Below are 12650 nucleotides of genomic sequence, written 5' to 3'. Positions count from 1 at the left end.
GCCCGTCGAAGCGCTCGCAAGGCTTCGACAGGCTCAGCCCGAACGGTGGGAGCATGGCAAGAAGCACCGGAGCCACCACCCAACCCATCACGATCCGTGATGGGGCCATGCCTGTGCAGGCCCTGCACAGGCAGCGGGGTTCTTCCTACATTCAGGCCACCCATGAATGCAAAGAAGAACTGCAAATGCACCCCGATGTTTTGGTGATTGGCGGCGGCAACGCTGCCCTTTGCGCTGCGCTGATGGCCCGCGAGGCCGGGGCCAGCGTGCTGCTGCTTGAGTCGGCCCCGCGCGAGTGGCGCGGCGGCAACTCGGGCCACACGCGCAACCTGCGCTGCATGCACGATGCGCCGCAAGACGTGCTGGTCGATGCCTACCCCGAAGAAGAGTTTTGGCAAGACCTGCTCAAGGTGACGGGCGGGCTGACCAACGAACACCTGGCGCGCCTGGTGATTCGGGAATCGAGCACCTGCCGCGACTGGATGCGCAGCCACGGCGTGCACTTCCAGCCGCCGCTGTCGGGTGCGCTGCACGTGGCGCGCACCAATGCGTTCTTCATGGGCGGTGGCAAGGCGCTGGTCAATGCCTACTACCGCAGCGCGGAAAAGCTGGGCGTGCAGATTCGCTACGAATCGCCCGTGGACCGCATCGAGGTGGAGAACGGCCGTTTTGTGGCCGCGCATTGCACCGTCAACGGCCAGCGTGAGCGCATCACGGCCAAGGCCTGTGTGCTGGCCGCAGGCGGGTTTGAATCGAACCGCGAATGGCTGCGCGAGGCTTGGGGCCAGAACGAGCGCGGTGAGTGGCCTGCGGACAACTTCCTGATCCGCGGCACGGCCTACAACAAGGGCGTGTTGCTCAAGCACCTGCTCGACGACCACGGCGCAGACCGCATTGGCGACCCCACCCAGGCGCACATGGTGGCCATCGACGCCCGCGCGCCTTTGTTTGACGGCGGCATCTGCACGCGCATCGACTGCGTGTCGCTGGGCGTGGTGGTCAACCGCAATGGCGAGCGTTTTTATGACGAGGGCGAGGACTTCTGGCCCAAGCGCTACGCCATCTGGGGCCGCCTGGTGGCGCAGCAGCCAGGGCAAGTTGGTTACTCGATCATCGACAGCAAGGCCATCGGCCGCTTCATGCCGCCTGTGTTCCCGGGCGTCAAAGCCGACACCCTGCCCGAGCTGGCACAAAAGCTAGGCTTGCCTGTGGATACGTTCACCCGCACGCTCGATGCCTACAACGCTGCCTGCCGCGTGGGCCAGTTCGATCACACCGCGCTGGACGACTGCCACACCGAAGGCGTGGCGCCCGCCAAAACGCACTGGGCCCGCCCCATCGACACTGGCCCGTTCTACGGCTACGCACTCAAGCCCGGCGTCACCTTCACGTACCTGGGCCTGCACACCGACGACACCGCCGCCGTGCGCTTCAACAACGTGCCCAGCCCCAACCTGTTTGTGGCGGGCGAAATGATGGCGGGCAACGTGCTGGGCAAGGGCTACACCGCCGGTGTGGGCATGAGCATTGGCACCGCGTTTGGCCGCATTGCAGGCACGCAGGCGGCTTTGGCATCAAAACAGTCTCCAGCGCTTATCCATAAAGCGCCAGCAGCTACAAAAACAGGAGTAACTAATGCAAGCGCTTGAAGCCCTGACCCGCGACGCCAAGGCGCTGGCCAACGGCGACATCGTGCTGTCGGCCCCCGAGTCTGAAGTGGCCCGCCAGCTGCAGATCTGCAACGCCTGCCGCTACTGCGAAGGCTTTTGCGCCGTCTTCCCGGCCATGACGCGGCGGCTGGAGTTTGGCAAGGCCGACATCCACTTCATCGCCAACCTGTGCCACAACTGCGGCGCCTGCCTGCACGCCTGCCAGTACGCGCCGCCGCACGAGTTTGCGGTGAACGTGCCGCAGGCCATGGCCCAGGTGCGTGGGCAAACCTATGCCGACTACGCCTGGCCCCCTGCGCTGGGCCAGCTCTACCAGCGCAATGGCTTGACCCTGGTGCTAGCCTTGGTGGCGGGGCTCACGCTGTTCTTGCTGCTGGCTGTGGGGCTGCATGGCCAGGACGTCAGCGCGCTGTGGCAATCGCCAGCGGGTGGCTTCTACGGCATCTTCCCCCACAACCTGCTGGTGGGCCTGTTTGCGCCCGTGTTCCTGTTTGCCGTGCTGGCCTTGGGCCTGGGCGTGCGCCGCTTCTGGCGCGACGTGACGCCCGCCACCAGTGGCGCGCCGTTGAGCGCGCCCGCAACGGCCGAGGCCACTGGTGCGGTACTGCGCCTCAAATACCTGGACGGTGGCCACGGCGAGGGCTGCCACAACGAGGACGATGCCTACACCCTCTCGCGCCGGCGCATGCACCACCTCACGTTCTACGGCTTCATTCTGTGCTTTGCGGCCACCAGCGTGGCCACGCTGTACCACTACCTGCTGGGCGTGCCTGCGCCTTATGACCTGCCTAGCCTGCCCAAGCTGCTAGGCGGCGTGGGCGGCATCAGTCTGGCCATCGGCACCGCAGGCCTGTGGCGGCTGAACTTGCGCCGCCACCCCCAGCATGGCGATGCGGCACAAAAGCCCATGGACCGCGCCTTCATTGCGCTGCTGTTCCTCACCGCCACCAGCGGCCTGGCCCTGTGGGCAGCGCGCGGCAGTGCGGCCCTGCCGCTGCTGCTGTGCCTGCACCTCGGCGCGGTGATGGCGCTGTTTGCCACGTTGCCCTACGGAAAGTTTGCGCACGGCATCTTCCGCACCGCATCGCTGCTGCGCCACGCGGTAGAGAAGCGCCAGCCCAACCCCATTGGCCTGGGCGCCGACTAAGAGCGACCCACAAAACTCCCCTGACGTCGTTGTCTCGCCTTGTCGTACCGCTTGTACTGCCTGCGGCGAAACGCCTAGCCAGGGTCACTTCGCTGAGTTTTGTGAGCCGCTCTGAGCCCATGACCCATCAAAAAACCATCCACGATGAAGGAGACCCCGATGAACAAACGCACCCTGCTGCACTGCGCCCTGGCGCTGGCCACCGTTCCCTTGACCTTTGGCGCTGCGGCGCAAGACTTTCCGCCCAAAAAGCCCGTCACGCTCGTCGTGGGCTTTGCGGCAGGCGGCGCTGCCGATGCCGCAGCACGCCTGATTGCCAAGAAGCTGGGTGAGAACACCGGCCAGTCGGTGGTGGTGGACAACAAGGGCGGTGCGGGCGGCAACATCGCCCACCAGTTTGTGGCCAATGCGGCGCCCGATGGCACGGTGCTGCTGCTGGGTTCGGTGGGGCCGCTGACCATTGCGCCGCACCTGATGAAGGTGACCTACGACCCGTTCAAAGACCTGGCCCCGGTCTCGGGCGGGGTTAACTTCCCCAACGTGCTGGTGGTGCACAAAGGCGCTGGCGTGAAGACGCTGGCCGAGTTTGTGCAGCTGTCCAAAAAGAAGCCCGGCAGCGTGGACTTTGCCTCCACCGGCGCGGGCTCGGCATCGCACCTGGCGGGCGAGTTGTTCAACCAGCGCGCGGGCATCGACATGACCCATGTGCCTTACAAGGGCGGAGCCCCGGCGCTGCAGGATTTGCTGGGCGAGCGCGTGACCTCGTACTTTGCGGCGCCCCCCACTGCGCTGCCGCATGTGGAGTCTGGCAAGCTGATCCCGCTGGCCACCACGGGGCTCACCCGCCCGGCCTATTTGCCCAACATTCCCACCGTGGCGGAATCGGGCTTTCCGGGCTTTGAGGCGCTCAACTGGTATGCCTTTGTGGCCCCGGGCAAAACGCCTGCGCCGCTGCTCGATCGCTGGAACCAGGAGATCGTGAAAGTGTTGAACGACCCGGGCGTGAAAGAGGCGCTGAACAAGCACGGCCTCACGCCCCAGCCCACCACGCGGGCGGAGCTGGCGGCCTTCATGAAGAAAGAGTCTGCGCAGTGGGCCGCCACCATCAAGGAGCGCAAGATCTCGATGGACTGAGTGCAGCCCCCGCCAGGGCTCGGCGCAGGGCCTACCGGGGGGCCGTCACAGACGGGTCGGTGTGCACCAGCGTGAGCGGGTGGCGCTGGCCTGCCAGGTAGTCCTCCAGGCACGCCAGCAGCAGCGGGCTGCGGTGCCGCTCGGGGCAGGCGCGGATTTCGTCGGGGGTCATCCACAGGGTGCGGACAATGCCTGCGTCCAGCGAGCGCCAGCCGTGGTGTGTGCCCAGCGTGCCGGCAAAGGCAAAGCGCATGTAGGTCAGGTCGTCGCCCGTGCGGGTTTTGGTGAAGCGGTTGAGGTACACGCCAATGAGGGCGGTGGGCACAAAGTCGTGCGCAGTTTCCTCCAGCACCTCGCGGGCGCAGGCCTGTTCGGGCGATTCGCCAGGGTCCAGGTGGCCTGCGGGGTTGTTGAGTTTGAGACCGTCTGTGGTCTCTTCTTCCACCAGCAAAAAGCGCCCATCACGCTCGATGAGGGCGGCCACGGTGACGTTGGGTTTCCAGCGGTTTGGCATGTGGCCCATTATGACCACAGGGTGTTGCGGTGTTCTTACGGTGTGGAGCTGGCAAGCGAGAGGGTGCGGGTCATGTACACCGCGCCGTCGCCGTAGCTGGCCAGGCGCTGCTGCTGCAGCGGGTGGGCCAGTGCCTGCACTGCGTAGCCCTGCCGCTCCCAATACCCTTGCGAGCCTTGCACTGACACCAGCGTGCTGTGGCGCAGGCCCGTGGCACGGGCTTGTGCCCACAGGGGCTGCAGCAACTGCTGCGCCAGGCCCCGGCCTGCCATGCCGGGCAGCACGGCCATGTCGTGCAGGTACAGCGTGTCGGGCGCGGTGCCCACGGGGGGCTCAAAGTCGCCATGCAACGGCGTCACCTTGCCCTGCACCGACTGGTAGGCCGCCAGATAGGCGCACAGCGCGCCATCGAGCAGCAGGGCCAGCGAGCAGTTCACGGGGCTGGCCAGACGGCGGGCAAAGACCTCGGTGCTTTCCATGAACCCATCGCCATAGGCGGCGCGTTGCACCGCCATGAGTGCGGTCAGGTCGGTCGTTTGCAGGGGGCGTGTTTTAAAAACTGTCATGGGGCGTGGGCTTTGCTGCTGCGGGTATGTACGAAACGGGTGGGGTCACTGCGGCCACTGCGGTGCCTGGAAGGCATCGGCCAGAAAGTCCACCATGCGGCGCACTTTGGGCGCCAGTTGCTGGCGGCTGGGGTACACGGCGTAGATGCCCAGCTCGGTGGAGCGAAACGCTGGCAGCACCTCCACCAGCGCACCAGAGCGCAGGTGCTCGCCTACCAAGAATGCGGGCTGCAGCACCAGCCCCTGGTGTTGCAGGGCGGCCTCGCAGCATGAGTCGCCGCTGTTGCTGCGCATACGGGGGGTGATCTTGACGACGCAGGGCCCCTGGGGCCCATCAAAGTGCCATTGCTCCCCCGTGGCCAGCAGCTTGTAGGCAAAGACAGGGTGGCGGGCGATGTCGCTGGGGTGGGTGATGGTTTCGTGCTCGGCCAGGTAACGCGGTGAGGCGCACAGGATGAGGCGCGTGGCCGCCAGCCTGCGGCTGACCAGCGAGGAGTTGGGCAGCTGTGCAATGCGCACCGCAAGGTCATAGCCCTCGTCCACCAGATCGACTAGCCGGTCGCCCAGCGTCACGTCTAGCAGCAGGCGGGGGTGCTGAGCCATGAAGCGCGGCCACAAGGGCGCCAAGTGCATGAGGCCGAACGTAACCGGCGCACTGACCCGCAGCTCCCCCATCACTTCACCTGCGTGCTGGCGCACCTCGGTCTCCGCATCCTGCATGCCCGCGAGCAGGTCTTTGCAGCGCTCGTAAAACAGCTCACCTTCGCGCGTGAGCGATAAGCGCCGGGTGGTGCGCTGCAGCAGGCGCACGCCCAGCCGCTGCTCCAGCTCAGACACCACGCGCGACACCACCGACTTGGACAGGTCCAGCGCGTCGGCACCGCGCACAAAGCTGCCCGCATCGACCACGGCCACGAAGGCCTGCATTTCCATGAATCGGTCCATGCCTGATTGTCCTTGTTTCACGGCCAATGCGTCCCGGTGGGGGCGGTTTATCCGGCGGGCAGGGCGTCCTACAGTTCACTCCATCGCAGCAAACACGCTGTTTTACAAGGAGTTTTGCAATGAAAGTCACCGTCATCGGAGCCGGCAACATGGGTTCGGCATTTGTGCGTCAACTGGTGGGTGCCGGTCACCAAGTGAGCGTGGCTGCACGCGATGCCGCCAAGGCGGCCCAGGTGGCGGCGGCCCATCCCGGCGCTGTGGCCGTGCCTGCGGCAGGTGCCGCCCAGGGGGCTGACGTGGTGGTGGTGGCCACTGGCTATGCCGATGCGGTGGCCGCCTTGCGCACTGCCGATGTGCAGGCCGGGCAGACCGTGATCGACATCACCAACCCGCTCACGGCGGACTACATGGGCCTGACGTTGGGCCACAGCACCTCGGCCGCTGAAGAGATTGCCAAGGCCGTGCCACAGGCCGCGTTGGTCAAGGGCTTCAACACCGTGTTTGCCGCCGTGTTGGCTGAAGGCGCCGACTTTGGCTCCGGGCGCAAGGTCAGCGTTTTTGTGGCCAGCGACAGCGCACCCGCCAAGCAGCATGCCACGCAGCTGGCCACCAGCATGGGCTTTGAGGTGGTGGACGCGGGCGGCCTGAAGAATGCCCGCTACCTGGAGCCCCTGGCGGGCCTGAACATTTACCTGGGCTACGGCGCAGGCCTGGGTACGGCGATTGCGCCCACCTGGCTGCACAAGGGCTGAGCCATTGACCCCGCAGAGGGGGCCCTTGAGCAGGCTCCTAGAACAGGCGATTGAACTGCTTGTGAGCCCCCGCTGCACTCTTTCCCATCGAAAAAAACCTAAGGAAATCCCATGCCCGTCGTACGAGTGAGCTGGTTCAGCGGAAAAGACGCCCAAGCCAAGCAGGCCGTGGCCGCTGAGATCACCGAGAGCATTGTCAGAAACACAGGCACCGACCCCAACTACATCTACGTGGTGTTTGAAGATGTCTCGCCCGCCAACTGGGCCGGTGGCGGCAAGATATTTGGAGCCGAGGCGGCCCCGGGTGCCGGGACATAGCGCCGCTGCGAGCCTTAAAGCCCCAACGACTGCATCAGCGCCTCAGCCCGCGCGCTGGCTTCGGGCGTCATGTGCATGGGCCGGCCCCACTCGCGCTGCGTCTCCCCCGGCCACTTGTTCGTGGCGTCCATGCCCATCTTGCTGCCCAGGCCGCTCACGGGTGAGGCGAAGTCCAGGTAGTCGATGGGCGTGTGCTCCACCATCATCGTGTCGCGCGCCGGGTCCATGCGGGTGGTGATGGCCCAGATCACTTCCTTCCAATCGCGCACGTCCACATCGGCATCCACCAGCACGATGAACTTGGTGTACATGAACTGGCGCAGGTGGCTCCACACGCCCATCATCACGCGCCGCGCGTGGCCTGCGTAGGCCTTGCGGATGCTCACTACCGCCATGCGGTAGCTGCAGCCTTCGGGCGGCAGGTAGAAGTCCACGATCTCGGGGAACTGCTTTTGCAAGAGCGGGATGAACAGCTCGTTCATCGCCAGGCCCAGCACGGCGGGCTCGTCGGGCGGTTTGCCGGTGTAGGTGCTGTGGTAGATCGCGTCCCGGCGCAGGGTGATGCGGTCCACCGTGAGCACGGGGAACTCGGCGCATTCGTTGTAGTAGCCGGTGTGGTCGCCGTAGGGGCCTTCCAGCGCGTGCTGCCAGCCTGTCGCATGGTTGGCGTCGGGCTGGATGTGGCCTTCGAGCACGATCTCGGCGGAGGCGGGCACTTGCAGCGGCACGCCTAAAGCAGCAGTCACTTCGGTGCGCGCACCGCGCAGCAGGCCTGCGAACTGGTATTCGCTCAAGCTGTCGGGCACGGGCGTCACGGCGCCCAGCAGTGTGGCCGGGTCGGCCCCCAGCGCCACGGCCACGGGGTAGGGCTGACCGGGGTGCTGGGCGCAGTGGTCGGCAAAGTCCAGCGCGCCGCCCCGGTGGGCCAGCCAGCGCACGATGACCTGGTTGCGCGAGAGCACCTGCTGGCGGTAGATGCCCAGGTTTTGGCGGGCCTTGCGCGGGCCGCGCGTGATGGTCAGGCCCCAGGTGATGAGTGGGGCCACGTCGCCGGGCCAGCAGTGCTGCACGGGCAGGCGCGCCAAGTCTACGTCCGGCCCCTCCCACACCTCTTGCTGGCAGGGCGCGTTGCGGCCCACGGTGTGGGGGGCCATGTTCCACAGGGTTTTGAGCAGCTGGCCCATGCCCAGCATGTCTTTGAAGCCTTTGGGGGCTTCGGGTTCTTTGAGCGTGGCGAGCAGCTCACCCAGGGCGCGCACGCCGCGCAGGTCTGGCACGCCCATGGCGCGGGCCACGCGCTCGGGTGTGCCAAACAGGTTGGTCAGCACGGGCATGCGGTGGCCCGTGGGCTGGGTGAACAGCAGCGCCGGGCCGCCCGCGCGCAGCACGCGGTCGCTCAGCGCGGTCATCTCCAGGTGGGGCGACACGGGCTCCGCCACGCGGCGCAGCTCGCCCGTGGCTTCGAGCTGGGCCATGAAGTCGCGCAGGTCTTTGTAGGCCATGGTTCTGAATAAAAAAGGCCTCTAGCGCTTTATGTATAAGCGCTGGCAGCTATGAAATTGATAGTTAAGGGGCGGCGGCCAGTGGGTCAGGCAGCCCGGCCCAGCGCGTGGCCAGGGTGTGGGGTACGTCGATGAGGTCGAGCACCCGGGCCACGCTGGCGTCCACGATGTCTTGCACGCTGCGCGGGTGCTGGTAGAAGGCGGGCAGCGGCGGGCAGCAGATGGCGCCCATCTCCGTCACGGTGAGCATGTTGCGCAGGTGCACCAGGTGCAGCGGGGTTTCGCGCACCATCAGCACGAGCTTGCGGCGCTCTTTGAGCACCACGTCGGCCGCGCGGGTGAGCAGGTTGTCGCTCAGGCCATGGGCAATGGCGGCCAGGGTGCGCATAGAGCAGGGCGCCACCACCATGGCGTGGCTGCGAAAGGACCCGCTGGCCAGCGTGGCGCCCACGTTGTGCACATCGTGCAGCTGGTGGCCGGGAGTCAGGGCCTGTAGCGCGGCGGGGCTGTCCACACCGCATTCATGCTGCAGCGTGCGCCAGCCTGCGTCAGACACCACCGCATGCGCTTCGATGCCGGGCTGGCCGTGCAGCGCCTGCAGCAGCCGCACGCCGTAGATGGCGCCGCTGGCGCCCGAGATGCCGACGACGATGCGGGCCACGGTGCGCGCAGTGGGGTCGCGGGGGGCGGCTTCGCAATCAGCCATGCGCGGGCTCGGTACGCTGCTGGTGGACGGGGGTATTCAGTGGCTTGGCCAGGGGCTCGTAGTGCAGGTCGTCCAGCACGCGCTCCAGCACCAGGGCGGCCTGGGCGGGGTCGAAGTCTTCATGGGCGCGCTTTTTGACGCCGTATTGCTGCAGCTGGTAGTGGCGTGCGGGGTCAATGCCGTGGCGGGCCAGGGTGCTTTTGACGCACACCAGCGGGCAGCCATCGAGCGCAATGATGGGGCGGCCCGAGCGCGCAGTCTTCATGAGGTGGGGAACATCGCCGCCCACGCCCGCAATGCACGACATCTCGGCCGCGCCGCAGCGGTCCAGCCGCAGTGCGACGTGGTTGGCCAGCTGGGCGGCGCTGGAGCAGCCCGAGCACGAGTACACGAGCGGCAGGGGGGCGTTGGCGTGGGTGCTTGCGCGGGCGGGTGGGTTGGGCGGGCGCAGGTCGCCGGGTTCGGTGTTCATACGGCAGGCCTCCTCAGGACTTGGGGAACAGGCGCGCCAGTACGGCGCGTGGGGCCCATTGCGCGGGGTCGAGCACGGGCAGCTCCAGGGCGTCGAGCGCGTTCTTCACCACCAGGCCCAGCTCGGTGTCGCCTTGCATGGACAGGCGGCGGCTGAAGAACAGCGTGTCCGGGTCTTGCTGGCGCTGGGCCAGCAGCACAAAGTCGTGCGCGCTGGCGCTGATGGTGAGGTCGGGCGCGTTGGGCGTATTGGGTGCGTTGGCCGCTTGGGACGCACCGGGGGCACCGGTCGCTTTGGCCGCGCCGCCGGGGCGGGCGGGGTTGCAGGGGGTAAAGCGCTGGCCGTTCCAGGCAAAGTCAAAGGCCACGCGGGCATCGCGCACCTCAATGCGCAGCTTGCGGTGCAGTAGCAGGGCCAGCACGTCGGCGGGCAGGTGGCGGGCCAGCGCCAGGTTCAGCGCGGTGACGAGCAGCACCGAGCCGGGGTAGGCCGGCAGGCGCGAGAGCACGGCGCCCACGGGCGCGGGCAGTTGCTGGGGGCGGGTTGCGTGGTGCTTGGCGGACGGGTGTGCTGTGGGGTGTGCGGGCGGGTACATGGCGGTCCAGAGAAGGGTGTGCGGCGTGCCGTTCAGGCTGCCGAGCGTTGGTCGGTGTGCTGTGCCTGGTGCAGGTCGCTGCGGCCTTGCTCCAGCCCTGGGCGGCCGTGCCAGAAGCCGTTGCAGGGCCAGTCGGGCATCAGCGCCAGGATGCGGTTTTGGGCGTGCGCGGCGTTGGCGCTCTGGCGGCGCACTTCGTCAAACAGGGCAATCACCTGCGCCATGTGCTGGGGCTGGGGGCTCAGGCGCACCAGGTCCACGCCCAGGGCTTGCATCTGGGGCAGCTCTTCGATGAGGTTGTAGACGCGGGCCGACTGCGTTTGCGTGCCGTTGAGCACGAGGAAGCCTTCTTTCTCGCGCGTGCGCAGGGGCAGGCCTTCGGGGTGCTCCATGCAGCTGAAGCGGCAGTCGTCCTTGGGCTGGTTGTAGTGCCGCGCCGTGAAGCAGCGGGCCGAGTACGCCAGCGGCAGCCGCCCGTAGGCGAACACCTCGGTCTGCAGGCCTGCGGGGCGTGCGGCCTGCACCACGGCCAGGTCCTGGTGGCGCATCTCCAGCGGCATCACCCAGCGGCTGGCGCCGAGCTGGGCCATCCATTGCACAGCCTGGGGGTTGTAGAGGTTCAGGTGCGGCCCGGCCACAAAGGGCTGCTTGCCCGCCAGGCAGTGCACGGCGCCCATGTCGTTGGCCTCGATGGTGAATTCGCCGTTGGCCGCCAGCTTGTGCAGCCAGGCCACGTCCGAGCCCGATTCGAGCAGCACCTGGCTGGACATGACGACCCGCTTGCCCTTGCCTTGCAGGTGGCGGGCCAGCCCGAGCCAGTCGGACAGGCGCAGTTCGTGGCGGCGCGAGCACACGGTCTCGCCCAGGTAGACCTCGTCCACGGCCGTGTCGGCCATGGTTTCGTAGAACGCAAAGACGGTGTTGCGCGGCCAGTAGTACTGCAGGGGGCCCAGGGTGATTTTCATGGTGGGGGACTCCGGTGTTTCATCGGGGTATTTCTGATTCAAAGCGGCGCACCGACCTTCGGACTGGCGCGATCCAGGCCAGGGGGCGCCGCGCAAGGGCCGCCCCGCCGCGCTGGCGCCGTCCCCCTTCCCCTAGCGCGAAGCGCGTAGAGAGAAGGGGGAAGCCGCGCAGCGGCTCAGGGGGTTGTCGCCAGAGCATTTCACTTCCAGGGGCGGTGGTAGGCGCCCAGCGTGTGTTGCTGGCCCTCGGCCACCTGGTCCAACTGGGCCATCCAGTGGGTTTTGGGGGCGTAGCGGTGGGGCTGGGCCATGCAGTGGTCGATGGCCTCGCGCCACACCCGCGTCACGTCGGTCACGTAAGCGGGGCTGCGCTGGCGGCCTTCGATCTTGATGGCGCGCACGCCGATCTTGACCAGCTGGGGCAGCAGCTCCAGCGTGTTCAGGCTGGTGGGCTCTTCGATGGCGTAGTAGTTTTCTTCATCGGCTACGTCAAAGCGGCCCTTGCACAGCGTGGGGTAGCCCGCGTTTTCGCCGGGGGCGTAGCGGTCAATCAGCACGCCGTTCAGGCGCGACTCCAGGCCCTGCGGGGTTTCTTGCCAGCGCACGGCTTTGGGCGGCGAGCACACGCCGTGGGTGTTGGGCGATTCGCCCGTCACGTACGACGACAGGGCGCAGCGGCCTTCCACCATCACGCACAGGCTGCCAAAGCCGAAGACTTCGATCTCGACCGGCGTGCGTTCGATGACCTGGCGCACCTGCTCCATCGACAGCACCCGGGGCAGCACGGCGCGCACCACGCCAAACTGCTCGCGGTAGAAGTTGATGGCCTCGAAGTTGGTTGCCGAGCCCTGCACCGACAGGTGCAGCCGCAGCTGTGGGTGGTGCTGGGCGGCGTACTGCATGAGGCCCGGGTCGGCCAGGATGACGGCGTCCAGCCCCATGTCCACGGCCTTGTCCACCGCGCTGCGCCAGGGGCCGGGGTTGGAGGCCTGCGGGTAGGTGTTGAGCGCCATGAACACCTTGCAGCCGCGCTGGTGGGCGTAGGCAATGCCGTTGGCAATGGCGGCTTCGTCAAAGTTCAGCCCCGCAAAGTTGCGGGCGTTGGTGGCGTCGCGCAGGCCCAGGTACACGCAGTTGGCGCCGTGGTCTACGGCGGCTTTGAGCGCGGGCAGGCTGCCTGCGGGGCAGACGAGTTCGGGGGTAAGCTGGACAGCCACGGGGGCGGCGGCAGGGGCTGCAGAGGTGGCTGCGTGGGTTGTGGGCGCAGCGGGGGGCAAGGGTTCCATGGCAAGCGTTTCATCGCCAGCACCGGTAGGGTGCCAAGGCATTGGCCGCCACCTTAGTCAGCCCTGCGTGCGCAGCCG

At 67.2% G+C, this 12650-nt stretch carries 14 protein-coding genes; 5 read left to right on the top strand and 9 right to left on the bottom strand.

Features of this window, described 5'->3' with window-relative positions; all coding sequences use genetic code 11:
* Positions 1–185: 185 nt before the first annotated feature.
* The 3 genes from tcuA to C8C98_RS06895 all read left to right on the top strand — a co-directional run bounded on the left by tcuA (position 186) and on the right by C8C98_RS06895 (position 3951).
* Entirely contained in the window at positions 186–1649 is a 1464-nt protein-coding gene (gene tcuA / locus C8C98_RS06905; protein ID WP_121456089.1) for an FAD-dependent tricarballylate dehydrogenase TcuA, read from the top strand.
* Entirely contained in the window at positions 1636–2817 is a 1182-nt protein-coding gene (gene tcuB / locus C8C98_RS06900; protein ID WP_121453659.1) for a tricarballylate utilization 4Fe-4S protein TcuB, read from the top strand. Before tcuA ends, tcuB begins: the two co-directional genes overlap by 14 nt.
* A 159-nt stretch (positions 2818–2976) precedes the next feature.
* Positions 2977–3951, top strand: a complete 975-nt coding sequence (locus C8C98_RS06895; protein WP_121456088.1) for a tripartite tricarboxylate transporter substrate binding protein — start codon at positions 2977–2979, stop codon at positions 3949–3951.
* A 31-nt stretch (positions 3952–3982) separates the two neighbouring features.
* On the opposite strand, the gene C8C98_RS06890 is transcribed toward C8C98_RS06895, so the two are convergent.
* The 3 genes from C8C98_RS06890 to C8C98_RS06880 are packed head-to-tail and all read right to left on the bottom strand — an operon-like array spanning position 3983 to position 5976.
* Entirely contained in the window at positions 3983–4465 is a 483-nt protein-coding gene (locus C8C98_RS06890) for an NUDIX hydrolase (protein WP_121453658.1), read from the bottom strand.
* A gap of 35 nt (positions 4466–4500) precedes the next feature.
* Complete coding sequence (locus C8C98_RS06885) at positions 4501–5031, bottom strand: GNAT family N-acetyltransferase (protein ID WP_121453657.1); 531 nt, start codon at positions 5029–5031, stop codon at positions 4501–4503.
* A 45-nt stretch (positions 5032–5076) separates the two neighbouring features.
* Positions 5077–5976 carry a LysR family transcriptional regulator gene (locus C8C98_RS06880; protein WP_121453656.1) on the bottom strand — a complete coding sequence of 300 codons (900 nt, stop codon included), beginning with the start codon at positions 5974–5976 and terminating at the stop codon, positions 5077–5079.
* Positions 5977–6095: 119 nt separating this feature from the next.
* On the opposite strand from C8C98_RS06880, the gene C8C98_RS06875 reads away from it, so the two are divergent.
* Positions 6096–6728: an NADPH-dependent F420 reductase gene (locus tag C8C98_RS06875; protein WP_121453655.1), complete on the top strand. Its 633-nt coding sequence runs from the start codon at positions 6096–6098 to the stop codon at positions 6726–6728.
* Between the two features lie 111 nt (positions 6729–6839).
* Positions 6840–7046: a 4-oxalocrotonate tautomerase family protein gene (locus tag C8C98_RS06870; protein ID WP_121453654.1), complete on the top strand. Its 207-nt coding sequence runs from the start codon at positions 6840–6842 to the stop codon at positions 7044–7046.
* A gap of 14 nt (positions 7047–7060) precedes the next feature.
* On the opposite strand, the gene ubiD is transcribed toward C8C98_RS06870, so the two are convergent.
* The 6 genes from ubiD to C8C98_RS06835 all read right to left on the bottom strand — a co-directional run bounded on the left by ubiD (position 7061) and on the right by C8C98_RS06835 (position 12572).
* Complete coding sequence (gene ubiD, locus C8C98_RS06865; RefSeq protein ID WP_121453653.1) at positions 7061–8548, bottom strand: 4-hydroxy-3-polyprenylbenzoate decarboxylase; 1488 nt, start codon at positions 8546–8548, stop codon at positions 7061–7063.
* 64 nt (positions 8549–8612) lie between these two features.
* Positions 8613–9254 (bottom strand): UbiX family flavin prenyltransferase, encoded by a 642-nt coding sequence (locus C8C98_RS06860; protein ID WP_121453652.1) that lies wholly within the window; start codon positions 9252–9254, stop codon positions 8613–8615.
* Positions 9247–9726: a putative zinc-binding protein gene (locus C8C98_RS06855; RefSeq protein WP_233574473.1), complete on the bottom strand. Its 480-nt coding sequence runs from the start codon at positions 9724–9726 to the stop codon at positions 9247–9249. The genes C8C98_RS06860 and C8C98_RS06855 overlap by 8 nt, the downstream gene beginning before the upstream one ends.
* 13 nt (positions 9727–9739) lie before the next feature.
* Positions 9740–10321 (bottom strand): SCP2 domain-containing protein, encoded by a 582-nt coding sequence (locus tag C8C98_RS06850; protein WP_121453651.1) that lies wholly within the window; start codon positions 10319–10321, stop codon positions 9740–9742.
* 32 nt (positions 10322–10353) lie between these two features.
* On the bottom strand, positions 10354–11286 hold the full coding sequence (locus C8C98_RS06845; RefSeq protein ID WP_121453650.1) for a U32 family peptidase: 933 nt from the start codon (positions 11284–11286) through the stop codon (positions 10354–10356).
* Between the two features lie 200 nt (positions 11287–11486).
* Positions 11487–12572, bottom strand: coding sequence for a peptidase U32 family protein (locus tag C8C98_RS06835; RefSeq protein WP_233574472.1), 1086 nt, complete (start codon positions 12570–12572; stop codon positions 11487–11489).
* Positions 12573–12650: the final 78 nt, after the last annotated feature.

Origin of the sequence: Acidovorax sp. 106, assembly GCF_003663825.1 — a bacterium.
In the GTDB taxonomy this organism is placed as follows: domain Bacteria; phylum Pseudomonadota; class Gammaproteobacteria; order Burkholderiales; family Burkholderiaceae_C; genus Acidovorax.
The sequence above is the reverse complement of the archived record's forward strand: the minus strand, read 5'-3'. Positions and strand labels throughout refer to the sequence as shown.